Source organism: Psychrobium sp. MM17-31 (genome assembly GCF_022347785.1).
In the GTDB taxonomy this organism is placed as follows: Bacteria; Pseudomonadota; Gammaproteobacteria; order Enterobacterales; family Psychrobiaceae; genus Psychrobium.
The window spans coordinates 47,836-68,994 of the sequence record NZ_JAKRGA010000002.1; the positions used below are offsets into that span (position 1 = coordinate 47,836).

The 21,159-nt window shown below is 43.1% G+C and carries 18 protein-coding genes; 8 read left to right on the top strand and 10 right to left on the bottom strand.

Features of this window, described 5'->3' with window-relative positions:
• Positions 1-14: 14 nt before the first annotated feature.
• From ribE to glyA, 6 genes are all read right to left on the bottom strand, one after another.
• A complete protein-coding gene (gene ribE / locus MHM98_RS04635; protein WP_239438109.1) occupies positions 15-485 on the bottom strand; it encodes a 6,7-dimethyl-8-ribityllumazine synthase in 471 nt (156 codons plus the stop codon).
• Between the two features lie 147 nt (positions 486-632).
• Positions 633-1,742 carry a bifunctional 3,4-dihydroxy-2-butanone-4-phosphate synthase/GTP cyclohydrolase II gene (gene ribBA / locus MHM98_RS04640; RefSeq protein WP_239438110.1) on the bottom strand — a complete coding sequence of 370 codons (1,110 nt, stop codon included), beginning with the start codon at positions 1,740-1,742 and terminating at the stop codon, positions 633-635.
• 494 nt (positions 1,743-2,236) lie between these two features.
• Positions 2,237-2,893, bottom strand: coding sequence for a riboflavin synthase (locus MHM98_RS04645; protein ID WP_239438111.1), 657 nt, complete (start codon positions 2,891-2,893; stop codon positions 2,237-2,239).
• Positions 2,894-2,904: 11 nt separating this feature from the next.
• On the bottom strand, positions 2,905-4,023 hold the full coding sequence (gene ribD, locus MHM98_RS04650) for a bifunctional diaminohydroxyphosphoribosylaminopyrimidine deaminase/5-amino-6-(5-phosphoribosylamino)uracil reductase RibD (RefSeq protein ID WP_239438112.1): 1,119 nt from the start codon (positions 4,021-4,023) through the stop codon (positions 2,905-2,907).
• Between the two features lie 46 nt (positions 4,024-4,069).
• The gene (gene nrdR, locus MHM98_RS04655) at positions 4,070-4,525 is read right to left on the bottom strand and encodes a transcriptional regulator NrdR (RefSeq protein ID WP_239438113.1); all 456 of its coding nucleotides are present in this window, start codon (positions 4,523-4,525) and stop codon (positions 4,070-4,072) included.
• Between the two features lie 189 nt (positions 4,526-4,714).
• Positions 4,715-5,965 carry a serine hydroxymethyltransferase gene (glyA, locus tag MHM98_RS04660; protein ID WP_239438114.1) on the bottom strand — a complete coding sequence of 417 codons (1,251 nt, stop codon included), beginning with the start codon at positions 5,963-5,965 and terminating at the stop codon, positions 4,715-4,717.
• Between the two features lie 310 nt (positions 5,966-6,275).
• Here glyA and arsB point away from each other — a divergent pair, with 310 nt between their 5' ends.
• The 3 genes from arsB to MHM98_RS04675 all read left to right on the top strand — a co-directional run bounded on the left by arsB (position 6,276) and on the right by MHM98_RS04675 (position 10,019).
• Positions 6,276-7,307: an ACR3 family arsenite efflux transporter gene (gene arsB / locus MHM98_RS04665; protein ID WP_239438115.1), complete on the top strand. Its 1,032-nt coding sequence runs from the start codon at positions 6,276-6,278 to the stop codon at positions 7,305-7,307.
• A gap of 10 nt (positions 7,308-7,317) precedes the next feature.
• A complete protein-coding gene (locus MHM98_RS04670) occupies positions 7,318-7,821 on the top strand; it encodes a tyrosine-protein phosphatase (protein ID WP_239438116.1) in 504 nt (167 codons plus the stop codon).
• Between the two features lie 314 nt (positions 7,822-8,135).
• Complete coding sequence (locus MHM98_RS04675) at positions 8,136-10,019, top strand: diguanylate cyclase (protein ID WP_239438117.1); 1,884 nt, start codon at positions 8,136-8,138, stop codon at positions 10,017-10,019.
• A 60-nt stretch (positions 10,020-10,079) separates the two neighbouring features.
• On the opposite strand, the gene MHM98_RS04680 is transcribed toward MHM98_RS04675, so the two are convergent.
• From MHM98_RS04680 to MHM98_RS04695, 4 genes are all read right to left on the bottom strand, one after another.
• A complete protein-coding gene (locus MHM98_RS04680) occupies positions 10,080-11,243 on the bottom strand; it encodes an ABC transporter permease (protein WP_239438118.1) in 1,164 nt (387 codons plus the stop codon).
• Entirely contained in the window at positions 11,243-11,977 is a 735-nt protein-coding gene (locus tag MHM98_RS04685) for an ATP-binding cassette domain-containing protein (protein ID WP_239438119.1), read from the bottom strand. Before MHM98_RS04685 ends, MHM98_RS04680 begins: the two co-directional genes overlap by 1 nt.
• A 2-nt stretch (positions 11,978-11,979) precedes the next feature.
• The gene (locus MHM98_RS04690) at positions 11,980-13,500 is read right to left on the bottom strand and encodes an alpha/beta hydrolase (protein ID WP_239438120.1); all 1,521 of its coding nucleotides are present in this window, start codon (positions 13,498-13,500) and stop codon (positions 11,980-11,982) included.
• 285 nt (positions 13,501-13,785) lie between these two features.
• Positions 13,786-15,630, bottom strand: a complete 1,845-nt coding sequence (locus MHM98_RS04695) for a methyl-accepting chemotaxis protein (RefSeq protein ID WP_239438121.1) — start codon at positions 15,628-15,630, stop codon at positions 13,786-13,788.
• Between the two features lie 326 nt (positions 15,631-15,956).
• Between MHM98_RS04695 and MHM98_RS04700 the strand changes: the two genes are divergently transcribed.
• From MHM98_RS04700 to MHM98_RS04720, 5 genes are read left to right on the top strand one after another with little or no spacing between them, the layout of a single operon-like run.
• Positions 15,957-18,494: an MMPL family transporter gene (locus tag MHM98_RS04700; protein ID WP_239438122.1), complete on the top strand. Its 2,538-nt coding sequence runs from the start codon at positions 15,957-15,959 to the stop codon at positions 18,492-18,494.
• A 9-nt stretch (positions 18,495-18,503) separates the two neighbouring features.
• A complete protein-coding gene (locus MHM98_RS04705; RefSeq protein ID WP_239438123.1) occupies positions 18,504-19,286 on the top strand; it encodes an outer membrane lipoprotein-sorting protein in 783 nt (260 codons plus the stop codon).
• A 3-nt stretch (positions 19,287-19,289) separates the two neighbouring features.
• Positions 19,290-20,507, top strand: a complete 1,218-nt coding sequence (locus tag MHM98_RS04710; RefSeq protein WP_239438124.1) for a hypothetical protein — start codon at positions 19,290-19,292, stop codon at positions 20,505-20,507.
• 25 nt (positions 20,508-20,532) lie between these two features.
• Positions 20,533-20,751, top strand: a complete 219-nt coding sequence (locus MHM98_RS04715) for a YgaP-like transmembrane domain (protein ID WP_239438125.1) — start codon at positions 20,533-20,535, stop codon at positions 20,749-20,751.
• Positions 20,748-21,113: a rhodanese-like domain-containing protein gene (locus tag MHM98_RS04720; RefSeq protein ID WP_239438126.1), complete on the top strand. Its 366-nt coding sequence runs from the start codon at positions 20,748-20,750 to the stop codon at positions 21,111-21,113. Before MHM98_RS04715 ends, MHM98_RS04720 begins: the two co-directional genes overlap by 4 nt.
• Positions 21,114-21,159: the final 46 nt, after the last annotated feature.

Consider the following 21,159-nt stretch of genomic DNA (forward strand, 5'->3'; position numbering starts at 1 on the left):
CCGCCAACCAATGATTAAGCGTCTAGCGCTCGCATCACATTGATCATTTCTAATGCGCTCAGTGCAGCTTCGCCGCCTTTGTTGCCCATTTTAGTACCAGCACGCTCGATAGCTTGCTCGATAGAATCAGTAGTCAATACGCCAAAAGTTACTGGCACATTGTACTGCATAGCTACTTGAGAAAGGCCTTTGTTACACTCACCGGCAACAAAATCAAAGTGTGGTGTACCACCGCGGATCACAGCACCTAAGGTAATAATGGCGTCAAACTCACCTTTTGAAGCAACTTTTTGAGTTGCTAGTGGTAATTCAACGGCACCTGGAACGCGAACAATAGTGATATCGTCATCGCTCATGCCACCAGTGCGTTTTAATACATCTAAAGCACCTTCAACTAACGAATCAACAATAAAGCTGTTGAAACGAGAAACTACGATTGCCACTTTTGCATTAGTGACGCTTAGGTTACCTTCAATAATGTTCATCTTATTACCTTATTAAGAATAGGATTTGAGGGCCTCTCAAAAAAGAGGCGCAATGATAACACAAGCGCAATGCGCTACGCATTATCAATCTTTTGCATGGGATCACTTAATCGCAATCCCATTAAATTAGTTATCTAAAACTGGTGATTACTCGCAAATGTAATCTACAACTTCTAAGCCGAAGCCAGAAAGTGCGTGATAGCGTTTCACTGAGCTCAATAGATTCATCTTATGGACGCCTAAATCAGCCAAGATTTGTGAACCGACACCAACACGGCGCGATGTGCCCTGCCATTTTGCAGTCACTGGTTTTTCGCCTTTGTCTTCAAGATCAAATGCGCGTACTTGCGCGATTAACGAATCGTTTGATTCGTTATTGGCTAACAATACAAGTACACCGCCTTCATCACTAATGCGCTGCATGGCTTTATCAAGTGGCCAGCTGCGGTTTTGTGCGCGCTCGCTGCCAAGCAAATCATTAAACGTATTTTGTAAGTGAACGCGAACATTGGTTACGCCGTCACTATCTACATCACCTTTCACCATTGCATAATGCAATTCATCATCGATAGTGTCGCGGTAAGTGACTAAGTTAAACTCGCCGTATTTTGTTGGCAATTTACATTGCGCTTCGCGAACAATAGTGGTTTCGTTAGCATTGCGGTATTCGATTAAATCAGCAATGGTGCCGATTTTAATGTCATGCTCTTTGGCAAAGATTTCAAGATCTGGACGACGCGCCATAGTGCCGTCTTCTTTAAGAATTTCTACGATAACTGACGCAGGTTCAAAACCTGACAAACGCGCTAAATCACAACCCGCTTCAGTGTGACCAGCACGCGTTAAAACGCCGCCATCTTGCGCCATCAATGGGAATATATGTCCCGGCTGAACAATATCACTAGCTACAGCGTTTTGCGCGACAGCAGCTTGTACGGTGCGTGAACGATCGGCAGCAGAAATGCCAGTTGTTACGCCTTCAGCGGCTTCAATAGCGACAGTGAAGTTAGTCGCAAATTGTGCTTTATTGGCATCAACCATCAGTGGCAGATTCAAACGTTCACAACGTTCTTTGGTTAAGGTTAAGCAAATTAAGCCACGGCCATGAGTCGCCATAAAGTTAATTGCTTGCGGAGAAATCTTATCTGCTGCAATGATCAAGTCGCCTTCGTTTTCACGATCTTCATCATCCATCAAGATAACCATCTTGCCCTGTTTGAAGTCTTCTAAAATTTCTTCAATTGTATTTAATGCCATGATCTAGCCTTAACCTTAGTAGCTACCGAAATGTCGGCGCAGATTATACATGTGTTCGAGTGGTGAACCAATGTATTTGATTGATTATAAATCGTCTTCAAAAGTATAAAAAACACAAAACTAAAAACAGTCTTTCGTCTTATACTGCTCTATATGTTTATTATAAGCATTCAGCGCGGCCCAACCCCGTCATTTAGCGTCTTAAATTAGAAATTGACCAATACAAAAATCAGGGATGATTTTTGAGTATTTGCCGCAGGGATGCGGATCAAATACGGTATTGAACAGGCAATTTATCATTTAAGAATCAACGCTAAATCACGGGTCGCCTTTCTTTTGGTTACTTTTCTTTGGCGAAGCAAAGAAAAGTAACTGGTGTGCTAGAGATTATTTCAAATAAGCAATCTGAATCTAACAAGCACACCAAATAATACCCAGGTATCGAAATTTTCGTTTAATTGAGTAACTCTAATTCTTAGTAATCTAAAAACGATTTACTTTAAAAAACCACTACGGGCCAGTAAATCCATATCGATATTACTCGATTTTTCATCACTCGCTGACACCTGCATCAAGCGCTCTAAATAGCGGGCAATTTGATCGACTTCGACATTGACCTTAGTGCCAACTTCAAAATACTTAATCGTTGTTTCGTCACTCGTATGAGGCACTATTGTCAAGCGGAACTTATCGCCGTCTAAGCCATTAACTGTCAAACTAATACCATCGATAGTAATCGAGCCTTTTAAGGCGATATAACGCATTAACTGATGCGGCGAACAGACCCAATAATCCATTGATGAACCATTGTTGCTAATTGACTCAATAGTGCCTATGCCATCGACATGGCCGCTCACCATGTGCCCACCTAAACGCGTCGTTGGTGTCACCGCTTTTTCAAGATTAATGACTTGTCCTAACTGATAATTAGCGAACCCTGTTAACGATACAGTTTCCCCCGATACATCAGCCACAAAGCTATCACCGTTTAAAGCAACGACGGTTAAACATACACCGTTGCTAGCAATGCTATCACCGAGTTTGACATCGGATAAATCTAACTTACCCGTTTTAATTTCAACGCGATAACCGTCGCCTTGCGCACTCATTTGACTGAGGGTGCCAACGCTTTCGATAATTCCAGTAAACATAATTTGCCTGTTTAGTCTTCGAGGGTAGCGCGAATGCGGATATCACGCCCTAGCATGCGAATATCTGAAATAGATAACTCACGTAGCTTATTCATGTGGTCAATGGCGGGTAAATTCAAGAGGCCTTTGTTATTTGTGCCCATTAATTTTGGCGCTTGATAGATAATTAGCTCATCACATAAATTCGCTTCTACCAGCGCGCCAGCGAGTGTCGCACCAGCTTCAACCCAGACACTGTTAATTTCACGAGCGCCAAGATGTTCCATCACTTGCTGTAAATCGATTTTGCCTGCACCTTCGAGCACTAATTGCTCGACATGTTCTGGCCAATCACAATCGTCTTTAACGCGGCGAATGAGCAGAATTGGCGACTCGATTGCCACCATTTTATGGTTAGGTGTCACGCGATTTTGACTATCGATAACGACGCGCAGCGGCTGTCGTAATTGCTGCGCTGATAATTCATTTTGCAGTGAACCTAGCTCATCGTAGCGCAAGTTTAGACTCGGGTCGTCCACCAACACCGTATTAGCACCGGTAAGAATAGCGCAGCTTTGGGCGCGAAACTTTTGCACGTCAACCCGCGCATCACTGCTGGTAATCCACTTGCTCGTACCATCGCTTAGCGCTGTGCCACCATCAAGAGTTGCGGCCATTTTGATTGTCACAAAGGGACGTTTTCTTTCCATGCGGCTCAAAAAACCAGGATTTAACGCGCGAGCTTGTTGCTCTAACACACCACTTGTGGTTTCAATGCCCGCCTCTTCCAGTATTGAAATACCGCGTCCCGCTACTTTAGGATTTGGATCCACCATCGCAATCACAACGCGCTTAACACCAGCACTAACTAATGCCACGGCGCAAGGCGGCGTGCGCCCGTAGTGACTACAAGGCTCTAACGTGACGTAAGCGGTTGCGCCTTGGGCATTTTGTCCTGCTTGCGCTAACGCATTGACTTCGGCGTGCCCTTCTCCGGCTTTTTGGTGATAACCTTCGCCGACAATGACATCGTTTTTTACCAACACACAGCCGACATTAGGGTTGGGGGTCGTTGTAAAGCGACCTTTCTTGGCCAAATTGATAGCGCGTTGCATATAAGTAATATCGGCAACACTGGCAGATTGAGACATGAAAAAATTTCCGAGTACTTTACTTCCGAGTATGTAAAAAGAAGGATTAGTCTGATTTGCCGAGTTTAGCGATTTCCTTACCAAACTCCTCAACATCTTCAAACGCGCGATACACTGACGCGAATCGGATATAGGCAACTTTATCCAAACGTTTCAACTCGTCCATCACAAGGTTGCCAACAAAAGTTGATTGTACTTCGCGCTCACCTGTAGCGCGTAATTTAGATTTGATCACGTGCAGTGAATTTTCTATCGCTTCAACACCCACTGGGCGACGTTCTAAAGCGCGTGCCATACCACTACGCAGTTTTTCATCATCAAATGGCTCTCGCGATCCCGTTGTTTTAATGATTTTAGGCATCACAAGTTCGGCTTGCTCAAAGGTGGTAAAGCGTTCCTGACAGCCTGTACACTGACGACGACGTCTTACTTGGTAGCCATCGGACACCAGTCGCGAGTCAATTACTTTGGTATCGCTAGTGCGGCAAAAGGGACAATGCATACTTTTTACTCATAAATATTAATCAGGCAAACTGACTTGTTATTAATATTAAAATCAACTTACCTGATCACACTCATAAATCAACGACTATTTTATGATTACCCAGATACAAAAACGGCCGCAAAGAGCGGCCGATTATACCTAATCAACACGGCGCGTCTAACTCAACGCCGCGCAAGCGATCAAATATTATGCGTAAACTGGTAAACGTTTACAGATTTCAAGTACTTTAGTGCGTACTTCATCGATAACAGCTTCGTTATTGATGTCATCTAAGATGTCACAAATCCAGCCTGTTAAAGCTTTAGTATCAGCTACTTGGAAACCACGACGAGTAATCGAAGGCGTACCTAAACGAAGACCTGACGTAACAAATGGTGAACGTGGATCGTTTGGTACAGAGTTTTTATTTACAGTGATAAACGCACGGCCTAATGCAGCGTCTGCATCTTTACCTGTGTACTCTTTACCAATAAGATCTAGCAGTAATAAGTGGTTGTCAGTACCGTTAGATACTACTTTGTAACCGCGCTCTTGAAGAACTTCAACCATCGCATTGGCGTTATCTAATACTGCTTGTTGGTAAGCTTTAAATTCTGGTTGTAAGGCTTCTTTAAACGCTACCGCTTTTGCAGCGATGATGTGCATTAATGGACCACCTTGGCCGCCAGGGAATACTGCTGAGTTTAACTTCTTCTCAACTTCTTCGTTTTCACGTGCAATGATTAAACCGCCGCGTGGACCCGCTAGCGTTTTGTGGGTTGTAGTCGTTACAACATCAGCAAATGGTACTGGATTTGGATATAGGCCAGCAGCTACAAGACCAGCTACGTGAGCCATATCAACGAATAAGTAAGCGCCAACTTTATCAGCGATCTCACGGAAACGCGCCCAATCAACAACACCAGAGAACGCTGAGAAACCAGCGATAATCATTTTGGGTTTGTGGGCTAATGCTTTTTCTTCAACCTCTGCGTAGTTGATATCACCGTTTTCGTCTAAGCCGTATTGCTCAGCGTGGTAAAGTTTACCAGAGAAGTTTACGTGAGAACCGTGAGTTAAGTGACCACCGTGCGCTAGGCTCATGCCTAATACAGTATCGCCGTGGTTTAATAATGCTAAGAATACCGCAGAGTTCGCTTGTGAACCTGAGTGCGGTTGAACGTTAGCGTAATGTGCACCAAATAGCTCTTTAGCACGCTCAATCGCTAATACTTCAGCTTTATCAACATACTCACAGCCGCCGTAGTAACGCTTACCTGGGTAACCTTCTGCATATTTGTTCGTTAATTGTGAGCCTTGAGCTTCTAAAACGCGCGGGCTACAGTAGTTTTCCGAAGCGATTAGTTCGATGTGCTCTTCTTGGCGAGTCGTTTCTTGGCTAATTGCTTCAAATAATTCTGGATCAAAATCCGCAATATTCATATCACGTTTAAGCATCTAAGTACTCCAATGTAAAATCGGTTAATAAAAATTTGCCCGTATTCTACCTATCCCCGTCGCTAAATCCTAGTGAAAGTGTGACTTTTATCAAACAAATTACACAGCTCAAACCAGCGGTCATCTCGATACTTAGTCATCAAAAAATATGGACATTTTTAGATAAGAATCAAAGCGATGAAAGTGTATTTTGAGAGTGGCTGTTACTTAGCTGACATCAACGCTCCTAAAAAAAGACCATCAAACCAATTGAACATACACAAATTCAAATATACAATATTTCACATGTTCAATTTCATCGAGTTTTAACATGGGTATTTTCGAGCGCTATTTATCATTGTGGGTTAGTTTGGCCATCGGGCTAGGCGTTGCATTAGGGTTATTAATGCCATCGACATTTGGCTACATTGCCGAACTTGAGATTGCCAACGTAAACGTCTTAATTGCCCTACTCATATGGCTAATGATTTTTCCGATGATGCTGCAAATTGATTTCAGCGCAATTAAGGATGTTAAGAATCAACCACAGGGCTTGCTATTAACCTTAGTGATCAACTGGTTAGTCAAGCCGTTTTCAATGGCGCTATTGGGTTGGCTATTCTTCGAAGGTATTTTCGCTAGCTGGGTCGACCCACAGTCGGCGAAGGAATATATTGCAGGCATGATTTTACTCGGTGTCGCGCCTTGTACTGCAATGGTCTTTGTGTGGTCACATCTCACCAATGGCAATGCTAATTACACCTTGGTACAGGTTTCCTTAAATGACATCATTATGATTTTTGCATTCGCGCCTATAACCGCATTTTTACTGGGCATTAGCGACATCATCATTCCATGGCAAACCTTACTGGTATCTGTTGTGTTATACGTTATTTTGCCACTGGCTGCAGGTGTATTCATTCGCGCACAACTCAATAAAAAACATCAAACCTCTGCAATCGATCAGCTGATCGCCAAACTAAAACCATGCTCAATCATCGGCCTATTGGCAACCATCATTTTGCTGTTTGGTTTTCAAGCCGACACCATTGTCAGTCAACCACTGACAATAGGTTTAATTGCAATCCCGTTAGTGATTCAAACGTATGGAATTTTCTTTGTCGCCTATTTCGCTGCCCGTTGGTTTAAATTACCCCACAATGTGGCTGGCCCAGCCAGTATGATAGGCACATCTAACTTTTTTGAACTCGCTGTCGCTGTCGCCATTTCGCTATTTGGTCTTCACTCGGGTGCAGCACTGGCTACTGTTGTCGGTGTACTGGTGGAAGTGCCAGTCATGCTCTCGTTAGTCGCCTTCGTCAATAAAACAACCCATTGGTTTAACACACCAGCTCAAGCTTAGGAGAAGTAATATGCCAACCCATCCATTTGATACTTTGCAATTAGCCAATGGCGCTAAATTGATTTTTACCCCTTGCCCAGGCACGAAAGACACTTCTTTAGAACAAGCCGTAGCAACGCTAAAAGAAGCAGATGTATCACATATTATTTCTGTGATGTTTAATGCAGAGTTAGAAAAACTCAATGCTGTAACGCTACCAGACACAGCCAAAGCACAAGAAATCAATTGGTTACAATGGCCAGTTTCCGATGAAGCAGGCCCAGAGACCGCTTTTGAAGATGCCTACAATGCATCGATTGCTCAGGTGCTAGAAGCCCTGGCCAACAAAGAAACCATTGCCGTGCATTGTAAAGGTGGCTCTGGACGCACAGGGTTGGCGATTGCCTTAATATTAAAAGCAATGGGAATGGCCAACGAAGAAATAATTAGCAAAGTACAAGCGCTGCGTCCAAAAGCCTTAAAACATCCAGTGCAGTTGGCCTATTTCGAATCATTTGTTCCTTACAGCCAGTAATCATCATCTCCGCTTGTTATTGCAAGCGGAGCCTCATTCCCTTATCGCCTAAAACCATTTTCTAAACACCATCAACAAAGCAATAATAAAGCACTAGCCAATTTAAATTAATTAGTCTTATTTGACAGGATAACGGCAAAATATACTGATATTTTCGTAAAATAACGGTAAGGTGACTATAATCATAATATAGTTAGTAAGTGCTTGATGATATTAATATTTACTTCGTAAATCATCCTTAATACCATAGCATTTTGATGTCTTTCTTTGTAATGATTTTGTATTAATTATTTCGATGGTTTTTGGGGTGAGGCATGAGGCTAAAACTATTAGCGTTCATTTTTTTATTATTGGGGATAGTGCCTAATTTAATTGCTAGCGAGAAGTTGGCGCTGTCGGATCCTTATACTCGAGTCTCACTCGATTCTTATGTTTCTTTTATTAACGTTAGCAATCCTTCTGCCGACAAACTCAACTATCAACAACTCAATAGCTTAAAGTGGCAGCAAGACGATGGCGCGTTTAACGTCGGCTACAGCAAAGACGTTTGGTGGCTCAAGGTGGATGTTTCCACTCAAGTCACAAATACCAGTGTTTATTTGTTGGAAGTCAGCTATCCCGTTTTAGATTTCCTCGACGTTTACCTTGTAGATCATCAAAAAAAATCAATTGAGCTCATAAAACAATTAGGCGACAAACTCCCCTATTTTGAGCGCCAAGTAAATACCACCAACTTTTTACTACCTTTACATTTTGATGTCGGCAAAGATTACTCCATCTTGTTAAAAGTTCACGGTAGCAGCTCATTGCAAGTCCCCATGACGCTGTGGCATCCCATTAGTTATCACGAACACAACCAATCACTGTCCATTGCCAATGGTGTTATTTGGGGCGCTTTATTAGTGATGGTGTTCTATAACTTAGTGATATTTTTCCGCACTCGCGATAAAAGCTACCTCTATTACGTTTTATACGTATTTTCGATGGTTATGTTTTTGTTTTCCCTCAAAGGCTACTCTTTTCAATATTTATGGCCGGAACAAACCTATTGGAACGACCGAATTATCGTACTCTTTCTCAGTGGTATTGTTCTGTTTGCTGGACTCTTTACCGAGAGTTTTTTACAGATCAAAGAGCGAATGCCAAAGTTTTATTACGTGGTCGTCGCCATCTATATCGGTTCTTTTATTTCGATGCTAATCGCGCCATTCGTCGAGTTTAGAACAAGCGTAATTTACGCGATATCCTTATCTATCTTTGGCTGCTCTTGCGGATTGTTTATCGGTACCTATTTATGGCGCCAAGGTGTGAAAGCCGCAAAGTACTACACCATTAGTTGGTGGGCAATGCTGTGTGGCGGCATAGTTTTGGCACTAAATAAGTGGCAAATCATTCCAGTAAATATGCTGACCGAAAACTTTATTTTAATAGGCTCAGTGTTCGAAGCCTTTCTCCTAAGTTTCGCTCTTTCAGAAAAATACAACGAAGAAAAGCAATTACGCCTTGAAGCGGAACACGCCTACGCCGTCGCTCAAGAGAACATTAATGCTCAACTAAACGTCAAAGTAAAAGAGCGCACAGCACAACTTGAAGAGGCATTGCAAAAACTCAAACTCATTAGCGAAACAGACGCATTAACAGGGCTTAACAATCGACGCTGCATCGACGACTTAATACAGCAACGATTTGAATACTGTATCGAAAATCAAACCTATATCGCTATTGTGATGCTCGATATCGATTTCTTTAAGAGCTTTAACGATAAGTACGGCCACCAAACCGGTGACGATTGTTTGATCCACGTCGCGGGATTATTGAAAAAAGTCGCCGCAGAAAACGAGTGTGTTTGTGGCCGCCTTGGTGGTGAAGAGTTTAGCTTAATCATCGAAGACAGCGACAAGCACACCTGCCGTGATATTGCGCAGCAAGTGGTAGATATTATCGAACAGTCTAAATTTATGTTTGAAGATAAGATCTTAAAGGTCACCATCAGTGCTGGCATCTCCTTAATAGTGCCGCGTGATAAAGCGCAAATCCCCGAACTGTTTTCTCAGGCCGATCAAGCGTTGTATAAAGCTAAGAACAATGGTCGTAATCGCGTAGAAATGTACAAACAGGAATACCAAGTGCCGCCATCGCAACAAAATAGCGACGATTTACCCCTCGGTGATGTTAATTCGAATTTAGCGAATCCTTAAATTTCGCGCATAAAAAAGCCAGCTCAACGCTGGCTTAATACGTTTATGCGTTGGGTTAGATTAACTCAATCCTAATACTACTTTTTCAGAACGCAGTGAGCGGGCTAATAACAATGTCATCGCCACGGCCACCGCCAGTGTAGAAATATTCGTAAAGGCGAATGCAGCAATATCCAAGCTTTCCCCTTTATACAAATCACCCATGATGATGTTTTGTCCCGCAAGCGGCACGTAATCTAACCATGCTGGTTTATGCGGCATAATAGTCACCGCCATTGGCACTAACATAGGTAATAACAGAATCATCGATAGATAAGACTGTGCTTCTTTAAAGCTCTTAGCTTGATATGCAAAAAACAGCTGGGCGATCCCCGCTAAATACGCCAGCGGAATAATCATCAAGGTAATGTAAATCATAGTTACCGGATCGATAATGATAGAAATACCCAGTTTTTCCATCGGCAACATCGACATGGTAAAGCTCATGGTGAACATGGTCAGAATTGAGGCAATACCGCCATAAACACTTACACAAACCACTTTCGACAATACTACTTTTACCGTTGACACAGGCTGACACAAAATTAACTCTAGTGAATGACGTTCGCGCTCGCCCGCACTAGTGTCGATAGATGCAGTCATCGATGCCGTAAATAGCGCCATCATGATAAACATGCCCACTAATCCCATTAATAATCCACTTGTCGATTCAGGCGTTGCCGTACTTTGAACATCGATGGTAATCGGCTGAGTAATTCGTGGATCAATACCACGCATTAATAAACGTGTTGTGCCAATTTGACTGCTATAAGCATTAATAATGGTCTCAATACGCTCAAGCGTTGTACGCAGGTTTTTATCGCTGTAATCCGCTTTAATCGTGATCTTAGCTGGTTTACCAGCGTTTAAGCGCTCGGCAAAATCATCGCTAATGGTTAAAACGATTTCGCGCTCTTTCCATTTCGCCGCTTCACTCTCAGGCACTTCTTCAATAGGTTTAAACTGCTGTGCTTTAAGATAGTTAATCAATTCTGGGGCGTTTTCTTCTCCCACAAATTCAACATAGCTATCTTTCACCGACAATTGCTCGTCAAGTTGAAACATCAATACAGCGGCCATAATAATAGGCCCTGTGACAATGGCAAACAGCGCCGCCATAATGGCGCGCTTATCGCGAAATGCTTCGCGAAATTCTTTGACTACCAGTCCTTTAAAAATACTCATTACGCGGCAACTCCTTCGTCAGTACCAATTATCGCAACAAAGGCGTCTTCTAAATGTTCTTTGCCAGCAAGTTCACACAGCTCTTGCGGAGAGCCTTGTGCAACAACCTTACCTTTAGCGACAACGATTACACGGTCGCACAGTGCCGCTACCTCTTGCATCACATGGCTTGAGAATAAAATACAATGGCCATCGGCTTTGAGTTTCAGTAATTGCTCGCGCAGTAGACGCGTACTCATAACATCAAGGCCACGGGTTGGTTCATCGAGTACCAAGTTTTGCGGACGATGCACTAACGCCTGAGCTAAGGTCACCTTCATGCGCTGACCCTGGGAAAACCCTTCGGTTTTGCGATCGCTAATATCCTGCATGTCTAAATCACTAATCACGCGATCTAATGCTTCATCAAGAGCTTTGCCCGTTAATCCGTGCATTTGCGCGAAATATTCAATCTGTTCACGAGCAGTTAGGCGCTCACTCATACCAAATTGGTCAGGGAAAATGCCTAATGATCTGCGTGCATCGAGCGGCGACTTTGCCACATCAATATCATTGATAAATGCGTGACCAGTATTGGCCTTAAGCAGGCCGTATAAAATGCGCAGCGTCGTGGTTTTTCCGGCGCCATTTGGCCCAAGAATACCAGTGATTTCACCGTCTTTAGCTTCAAAAGATACCGATTCAACGGCGGTAAAATCGCCAAAGGTTTTTGATAAGTTATCTACTTTTAACATGGCTATTTCGCCTCCTTCGCTGAGTCTTTTGCAGGCACAGCCATATTACTGTTGTTGTTTAATAAGAAGCCCGGCAGTGGCTGCTTATCTAAACACGCACTATTTACATCATCAAAATTAAGATTTTCTAAATATTCACTAATCATGTTCGCGGCACAGCTTTGGGTGATAAGTCCGTGGCCTGCATTTTTTGCTATGTAATGTTTGCTGTTGCTTAACCCTTCAGCGGCCAATGAGCCCCAAGCAGGCGGTGTTACAGGGTCTAATTCGCCTGATAACAACATCGTTGGGATATCTGATGTAACTTTATCACCGAAGTTTTCTGGCGCATCGAAAGTTGGCCAGTGCTCACAAATGCTACTGAACACTTCAAATGTATGGGCACCAGAGAAACGATTGGCGCTGTCTTTGGCTAACAGATCGCGACTTGCACGAGGAATATCTTCATTACACAAAATATTAAAGGTCAGGCCGACATACATACCGCCGGTTGAATCTTCACTTTGCGACATCATGCCAACAAAAGGTTTGTAATTGCCTTTACTAAATTCACTCACCACATAAGGGACTAACTCACGCATACCAACGCTGTAGAACATGTTGCGAATTTGATTGATAAACTTTTTACTATCGATGTTTAACGCAATCGGCTTGTCGGTAACAGGGTGATCAATCATCGTTTTGATCGGCGCTTGTTCTAATTGGGCGCGGATTTTTTGATAATCGCCAAGGAAATTAGGAAACTGCTTAGCACAGGCCTCACTTTGACTACACTGCTCAATCATAATATCGAATGCACGCTCAGCTTCGATCCCCATAGGACCAACCACCACCTGTGGCGGTACTACGCCATCTAAAATGACTGAGCGCAATGCAGCTGGTTTTTCGCGCATATACACCATGGCGGCGCGTGAACCATAAGAGATGCCATAAAGATTAATCTGTTGATAGCCAAGTGCTTCACGCACTGCGTCAAAATCTAAAATGGCATTATTGGTATTGTATTGTGATAAATCGACATCAAACGAGGCAATACACTTTTTAACATCATCAACGTTAAAGTCACTGCTGAGCACTTCGTAAATATCGCCATCTTCTTCATCACACACTAACGCGCTTGATTTACCTGTACCGCGTTGGTCGATGAAAACCAAATCGCGATCTTCTCGCACGCTGCGAAAGATTTTTAACAAGCCAGCCACCAGCTCTGAGCTTGCTTGGCCCGGGCCGCCCATTAATAAAAATAGCGGATCGCTTTTTGGCGATTGAGAAACCGCATTGGCAACAATCACGTTAAGATCGAGTGTTTTGTCACTCGGAGCTTGCCAGTTCTCTGGCACTGCTAATGTGCCACATTGCAGTTGTTTAGTTACACCAGCAACGAAACAGCTGTCGAGTTTCAAGGTGGGAGTTGTCCCTTGTGCGGCAACGGCGGAATGTGACATCACAGAAGTCGCTAACGCGCCTGTAAACATGGCGCTAGACAACAGGGTGCCAGTAAGCAAAGAATGTAATCGCTTCAAACCATATCCTTATTCATTATTATTAAAGTTAACGGAGTGTAGCCTACTCTAATGTCAAAAAGCGAGCATCGATTGACATTTTATGTCATTGATAGTCGCCTTAATTTGTAAATTTTTATGTTGATTGAGTTGCGGGCAACATCCAACTTTATAGTCAGCTAGTGCGCCAAGGTGTAGCGCTTCCTTCATCACAATATAAAAAAGCGAGTATCATTTAACATTTTATGTCATTGATACTCGCCTTAATTTGTAAATTTTTATGTTAAGTAAAAGTGCTAACTCAGGTTAACCCACCTTATAAGCCGCCACGGCATCATTAAGGTGCAGCGCATGTTTCGCTAGCTCATCGCTAAGCGCCGCATTGTTGTTTGAATGCTGCGCCGTTTTATCCACTTGCTGACGAATAGATTCAACCCCAGTGTTCACTTCCATCACCCCTTGGCTCTGATGATCGATGGCATCGGCAATCGAAGTGGTCATAGATAAAATGCTCGCCATATTTTCGGTAATTTCAGACAGCATATCGCCTGCTGCAGCGGCCTTATTAGCGCTTTCTACACCTTGTTGCTGACAGTCGGTGATCAGCGCCATCATGTTTTTGCTGCGCTGCTGCAAGGTGTCGACAATGCTCTCGATTTCTTGGGTCGAATCTTGGGTTCGGCTTGCCAGCGTTCGTACTTCATCTGCCACAACCGCAAAACCACGGCCTTGCTCACCTGCCCGCGCAGCCTCTATCGCCGCATTAAGTGCCAGTAAGTTAGTTTGTTCGGCGATTCCGCGGATCACATCCATCACCGTCGTGATATGTTCGCTATCATTCACCAGCTTTTTAGCTTCGGTATGTGATTGTTCGAGGTTATGGGACAGCTGCTGAATTTGCGTTATCGTCGCTTGCACGCCTTGATTACCATCGAGCGCGTTTTTGTTAGTCAGCTGCGCTTTTGATGCAGCGTCTGTGGTATTAACCACTATACCATCGATAGTTGCGGTTAGGTTTTCCATCGCGCTAGTTACTGTTTGCGCCTGATGAAGCTGTGATTCGATGCTTTGCTGATTATCGCCAACGCTATGCGACAAGTCGTCGGTAGCGCCATTAAGTGTTTTTACGCTGTGATTAACATCGACAATAATACTTTCAAACTTCTTGAGCAGCTGATTAAGATGAAACGCCATTTCCGCAATTTCATCCTTGCCAACGTCATTGGCTCGCTTGGTTAAATCATTGGTTTGTTCAACATCAATCATTAAGTTACGTAATCGGCCTATTGCTTGCAAAATACGATTGCTGTTAACAAGGTTAACTACTAACGCTAATGCACTAATCGCCGCAAAGGCACCATAGAGAATCCAAGCCATTAAGCTATTAGTAGCGGTTATTTCTTCCTTACTATGCATAATCAGAGCGTTAAGCATTTCCTCCGTAGTATGAATCGTCGAGCGCATGGTGCCTTGAATACCTAGCTTTGGCGTCAACCCCATGGTTTCATTGGCTTGGGTGAGCTGAATAAACTTATCGTAATAATTATGCAGCACGTCGATATTGCCGTAACTCTGGCTCTTCATTAATTGCTCAAGCTTATAAAAGTTACCTGTAAATTTATCGACGTACTTGGTATCTAAGCGCAGCATAAAATCTTTCTCATTGCGGCGCAGTTGCAGCAACATTATGGTCAGCGAAGGGTCACCACCTTTAACTTGCTCTTCTATCTGATGAGCCGCATCTCTAAGTTCACCATAAAACCCGTCTTTAGGATGATAACCGATGCGTTTTTGCTGGGCGACTAACGCCATAAAATGTTCGCGGTATTTTGCTGTTGCGTTAGCTAAGCCATCGATTTCATTGGTGGTTAAATCGTATTGGACAAAGAGTGCTTTTAACTCAGCAATATCTGCGGATAATTTTTGATATCTGTTGTTGTATTTGTCGACATATTTATCGTCTTTACGCGCCAGAAAATCTTTTTCGTTGCGGCGCAGCTCAAGAATGTCGCTTTTAATGGTTCCCGTTATCTCCACTCCATGACTGAGATCGCCAACTGTTTTTTCGGTATAAGTAGTGACCGAAATGACCACCAGCAAACTCAAAATGAGTAAGGCAGTATTGAACATTAAGCGGTATTTGATAAGCATCTTATTCCCCTTGCAATCAATATGTTGAATGTGGGAATAACGCATTGAGATGGTAAGGAGAATGAACAAAGTCCTTGTGCTATGCAGTAATCCCGAGACTCACTGCTAACATCTAGCGCCGTTTTGCTAGATATTTCGTCCTTAATAAACCATTCAACGCTATCAAAAGGACACTGTCAACGAATTCACCACAAATTGTATAAAATTTGTGTAATTGTTTTTCTCAACCTTTCTCGACATTACATTAGAGAAACCTAATAAATACTTTACATTAGAAAAAACTAATATAAACTATCTGGCATTGTACTATTTTTGAACATGCTCTCATGAACACACTGTCTTTCAATCAACGTTTAGCGCAAATGGTTACCCACTGGGCAATCCATTGGCCAAAGACCATTTATGCCGTTGTCGCCATTATTGCCATTGCCTTGCTGACACAAGTTCCGCGAATCAATATAGATACCGATCCGCAAAATATGCTAAGCCAAGACAATCCGGCTCGTGTCTTCCACAATCAAGTGAAAAAAGAATTCAATCTTTACGATGCCATAGTGTTGGGTGTTGTTAACAAGCAAGGAATTTATACACCACAAAATCTTACCACCATTAAACACATCAGTGATTTTGTTGTGGGTATCGACGGTGTTATCGCCAATGAAGTGATGGCGCCCAGTTTAGTCGACAATATAAAAAATGAATCAGAGGGAGCGCTGCGTTTTAGCTGGCTAATGCCCAAAGCACCGCAAACCCAAATGCAAGCAGATGCAGTGAAAGAAGCTATTAATCGCCTGCCAATGCTAAAAAACACATTAGCATCTAACGATCATCAAGCCATCGCTATCTATATTCCTATTGAAAGTAGCGATGTTAGTTACGCCATTGCCGAGCAAGTTCGTGAATTTATCGCCACGCAAGATCAAAGTAATGAGTATTTCATTACCGGACTACCCATTGCAGAAAACCAATTTGGCAATGAAATGTTTGTGCAAATGGCGATTAGTGCGCCATTAGCAGGCTTAATGATCTTTACCATGTTGTGGCTATTTTTACGTAAAGCCATTGTCACTATGGGGGCAATGCTGGTAGCTATGAGCACGGTGGTTATTACCATGGGCAGTTTAATTGCGCTTGGTTTTTCGGTGCATATTCTGTCATCGATGATTGCCATCTTTTTGATGCCAATTGCCGTGGTGGACGCTATTCACGTGTTATCTGAGTTTAAAGAAAAACTGCAACACAACCGCGCCTATAACATTGAACAATCCACCGAAGATGCCATTAGCGATGTCATCGGTCACTTGTTTCAACCAATGCTATTTACTACCTTAACCTCAGCTATTGGTTTTTATTCGCTAATGCTCACGCCAATTCCACCTGTGAAAGTCTTCGGCGGATTCGTCGGCAGCGGTATTATTGTCGCCTTTATCCTAACAATGACCCTATTGCCTGCGTATTTATCCCGTTTAAACCCGCAAACCATTAGTGCTTTATCACAAAGCGATGACGAAAAGCCCACTATGCTCGTGCGCGGGTTGATCGCCTTATCTCGCTTCACAGTCAATGCCAACAAAACTATTATTGTGTCGTTAATTGCTATTACTGCCATTGGTATTGTTGGAATTAGTCATATAGTGATTAACGATAATCCGGTGCGCTGGTTTAAATCAGATCACCAAATCAGCGTCAGTGATCGCGTGCTAAATCATCATTTTTCAGGTACCTACAACGCTTATCTTGTGTTGAATTACGATAACAACCACCAACAAAATGGCCTTGTCGATAGCTTAATTGGTCAAGCTAATAGCCATGATTTAACACTGCCACAATGGATAACTAAACCTTCATTAGCGCAATTAGCACAAGCCTTTGACGATATAAGTTTTGAAGGTGAACTTAATGAAAAACAGAGTGATTTTGTCGATCGTTCATTAGAAATCATGACTAATGCACTGCGCTCACAGCAAGATTTTTATCAGCCATCCGCGCTTAATGTTATAGAAAACCTTGCCACTCACCTGCGCGCAAACCAATATGTTGGCAAGGTTAATTCGCTAAGCGATATCACTAAAACCGTTAACCGTGAATTGCTCAGCGGCCAAGATGCTGATTACAGGCTGCCAAGCAGCAGTGACGCAGTTGCCCAAGTATTATTGCAATATCAATCGTCACATCGCCCTGGCGATCTCAATCACTTTGTGACACCGAGCAAAGACAAAACCTTGCTCTGGTTACAACTAAACACTGGTGATAATCAGGCAATGATGGAAGTCATTGACAGCGTAAATACTTATTTAGCCAATAACCCTTTGCCGCAAGGTATGAGCATTAATTGGGCGGGCAAAGCTTACATCAACGTTATTTGGCAACAAGCAATGGTTGAAGGCATGCTCGAATCATTATTAAGCGCCTTTGTACTGGTGTTATTGATGATGGTAGCCCTATTTCGCTCTATTCGCTATGGCCTGCTCGCCATGCTGCCATTATCAATTACCATTATTTCAATCTACGGCGTTATTGGCTGGATTGGCAAAGACTACGATATGCCAATTGCCGTACTGTCATCGCTAACCCTTGGTCTATCGGTGGACTTTGCCATCCACTTTATCGAGCGCTATCGCACCTTCCGCAAACAAGGTCAAAGTGCCATTGCAGCTATAGAAGCGATGTTTAGAGAGCCAGCGCGAGCAATTTCCCGCAACGCCATTGTTATTGCATTAGGTTTTACCCCACTGCTTTTCGCACCATTAGTGCCTTATGTCACTGTGGGTCTGTTCTTAGCAAGCATCATGCTGTTATCAGCGTTTGTCACACTTACCCTTATTCCTGCGGTGTTATCCGTCACTGATAAGTCAAATGCTTAGGAGTCAACAATGAAACTACTTACTTCTTTATTTATTACGGCACTGGCAACAACTTCAATCAATGCGAACGAACTTTCAGTGGACGAAATCATTAAACGCGCTAATCATGCTGCATTTTATCAAGGAGATGATGGTTCAAGTGCCGCGCGCATGAAAATAATCGACGAGCAAGGCCGCGTGCAAATGCGTCAATTTAACGTACTACGTCGTGACATTGAAGATGGTGGCGATCAACAATTCCTTATCGCCTTTTCACGCCCGTCTGATGTTAAAGGCATGATGTTTCGAGTTGAAAAGCACATTACTACCGATGATGATCGCTGGCTATTTTTACCAGCTCTTGATTTGGTAAAACGCATTTCCGCCAGTGACAAACGCACCAGTTTTGTGGGTTCGCATTTCTACTATGAAGATATCTCTGGGCGTAATACCTCATTAGATAGCTTTGAGCTTATTGAGCAAACGCCAACTCATTACATCATCAAAGCTGTGCCAAAAGATCCAAGCGTGGTGGAGTTTGCTAGCTATATGGTGGAGATCAAAAAAGATGTGATGCTGCCGACGAAGATTAGCTACACCAATAATAATGGCGATGTTTATCGCATCATCGAAGCGAAAAAGATCAAAGTCATCGACGGTTATCCAACGGTAGTTAGTTCGCAAGTGAGTTTACCGCTCACCGGCGCCAAAACCTTAATGCAATTTAAGGGCGTGAAATACAACAAAGGTATTCCGCAAACAGTATTCTCCGAGCGCAGTCTGCGCAATCCACCTAAACGCTGGTTGAAATAGCTCATGAATCGCTTTTCACCACCAACATTATTGCCAGCGTTATTGGTTTCAGCGTCTCTGTTACTGTGCGCAACAAATGTACACGCCAATGACGACGAATGGGACGATTGGCAAGAGACACCAAGCTCACCATGGAGCTATAACGGCTTTGTTCAAGGTAAGGTAGGTCGTTTTCTGTCAACTCAACCGCAATCTACAAATTTCAGCGCCAAAGATCTTACCTTGCGCCTTGAGACCCAATATGAAGGGGAACTTTTCCAAGCGCAGTTTAAAGCTGATAGCCAATACTTGCTGCTCAAAAGCGATTGGCAACATCAAGTGCGAGAGCTGGCAGTTAGTGTCGATTTTGCCAATAGTGATAATGAGACAATTAGCGACTCAGCGCTGGCTGGCCTGTCGTTTAAAGTGGGCAGGCAGAGCCTGAGTTGGGGGTTAGGTGAGTTTATTTTCCTTAACGATCTGTTTGCTAAAGATTGGCAATCGTTTTTTAATGGCGATGATATTAGCTATCTGAAAAAGCCAAATGACGCCTTGAAACTGAGTTATTTTTTTGGCGAATCGAGTCTCGATGTTGTCTATCAATCACAGCACAGTGTTGATGATTTGTATCAGCCCATCAGCGGCCTGACATCACCAAGTGATAGCAGTATTCACGCCCGTTACTATTTTAGCAGCGGACAAACAGACTACGCTTTTTACGCCAGTGACGGCATTGGCAACACACCGCAATTTATCGCTGGACGGTTTGAATATCAGCAACTAAAAAGTCTTGGTGCCAGCATGGTAAAACCGCTGGCGGGTGGTTTATTTAAAGCAGAGTTTTCCAATTATTGGCTCGATAACTCTCTAGCGCAAAGCAGTAAACAGCAGCGCTATTTAATTGGATTTGAGCGCGAAATAATGCCGCGCCTAAACCTATCGCTACAAGCGCACTTAGAGCAAGACAGCAATCCATACGCCTCTCATACGCTAGACAACCGTCAGCTAATAACCACTAGCTTTAACTATCGCTCTAGTGATGACAATTGGAATAGCCAACTCATGTTATTTCACTCGCCAAACCATCACGACAATTATTTACGTATTAGCAGCAGCTACCGCTATAGCGATCAAATCATTTTGAGTGGTCACATTAATAACCTTAATGGTCACAGCGACACCTTCTTTGGCCAATTAAAAACCATTGATAACGCAGCACTGCGAATCACGTTTTATTTTTAGTAGATTTTTGAATCAGGAGAACCTTATGACATATCAACGCGCAACCTTTATGTTTGCTGGCATTATGATTATTCTGTCAGTTGTTTTAACCCAGATGGTACACCCAAATTTCGTGTACTTTACCCTGTTTATTGGTCTTAATATGATGCAATTTTCCATTAGTAAGTTTTGCCCTGCATCATGGCTATTTAAGCGCCTTGGCATGAAATCAGACTGCGAAATAAAAGAAAGGAGCACAACATGAAACAAATGCTATTAGTACTAACCACAATAATGACCCTATTAATCAGCGTAAATAGCGCCAATGCCGAGCAAGCATCTCGCGAACAAATCGCATGGCAGGATATTAATAACGGCGTATTAGTGATCGACGTGCGCAGTGCTAAAGAGTTTGCTAGCGGCCATATCAAGAACGCCCTAAATATTCCACACGATATTGCCGTAAAACAATTTACCGCATTAGGCATCAATAAAGATCGCCGCGTTGTTCTGTACTGCCGCAGCGGTAACCGCTCAGGTAAAGCGATTGCGGCGCTAACTAAAGCTGGTTACACCAATCTTCATAACGGTGGTGGTTATCAAGGACTCATGACACAAAAACAGTAAAACCCCACTACATTAGACGTGAAATAGCAGTCAAAGCCATTTTTGA

Bases quoted from the DNA above. Each gene is read 5' to 3' on its own strand.
- MHM98_RS04700 (WP_239438122.1), top strand. From the start codon at position 15,957: ATGAACACACTGTCTTTCAATCAACGTTTAGCGCAAATGGTTACCCAC.
- glyA (WP_239438114.1), bottom strand. From the start codon at position 5,965: ATGCTTAAACGTGATATGAATATTGCGGATTTTGATCCAGAATTATTT.
- MHM98_RS04645 (WP_239438111.1), bottom strand. From the start codon at position 2,893: ATGTTTACTGGAATTATCGAAAGCGTTGGCACCCTCAGTCAAATGAGT.
- MHM98_RS04675 (WP_239438117.1), top strand. From the start codon at position 8,136: ATGAGGCTAAAACTATTAGCGTTCATTTTTTTATTATTGGGGATAGTG.
- MHM98_RS04680 (WP_239438118.1), bottom strand. From the start codon at position 11,243: ATGAGTATTTTTAAAGGACTGGTAGTCAAAGAATTTCGCGAAGCATTT.
- MHM98_RS04670 (WP_239438116.1), top strand. From the start codon at position 7,318: ATGCCAACCCATCCATTTGATACTTTGCAATTAGCCAATGGCGCTAAA.
- MHM98_RS04720 (WP_239438126.1), top strand. From the start codon at position 20,748: ATGAAACAAATGCTATTAGTACTAACCACAATAATGACCCTATTAATC.
- MHM98_RS04685 (WP_239438119.1), bottom strand. From the start codon at position 11,977: ATGTTAAAAGTAGATAACTTATCAAAAACCTTTGGCGATTTTACCGCC.
- ribBA (WP_239438110.1), bottom strand. From the start codon at position 1,742: ATGGCATTAAATACAATTGAAGAAATTTTAGAAGACTTCAAACAGGGC.
- MHM98_RS04705 (WP_239438123.1), top strand. From the start codon at position 18,504: ATGAAACTACTTACTTCTTTATTTATTACGGCACTGGCAACAACTTCA.
- ribD (WP_239438112.1), bottom strand. From the start codon at position 4,023: ATGTCTCAATCTGCCAGTGTTGCCGATATTACTTATATGCAACGCGCT.
- MHM98_RS04715 (WP_239438125.1), top strand. From the start codon at position 20,533: ATGACATATCAACGCGCAACCTTTATGTTTGCTGGCATTATGATTATT.
- arsB (WP_239438115.1), top strand. From the start codon at position 6,276: ATGGGTATTTTCGAGCGCTATTTATCATTGTGGGTTAGTTTGGCCATC.
- MHM98_RS04695 (WP_239438121.1), bottom strand. From the start codon at position 15,630: ATGCTTATCAAATACCGCTTAATGTTCAATACTGCCTTACTCATTTTG.
- nrdR (WP_239438113.1), bottom strand. From the start codon at position 4,525: ATGCATTGTCCCTTTTGCCGCACTAGCGATACCAAAGTAATTGACTCG.
- MHM98_RS04710 (WP_239438124.1), top strand. From the start codon at position 19,290: ATGAATCGCTTTTCACCACCAACATTATTGCCAGCGTTATTGGTTTCA.
- ribE (WP_239438109.1), bottom strand. From the start codon at position 485: ATGAACATTATTGAAGGTAACCTAAGCGTCACTAATGCAAAAGTGGCA.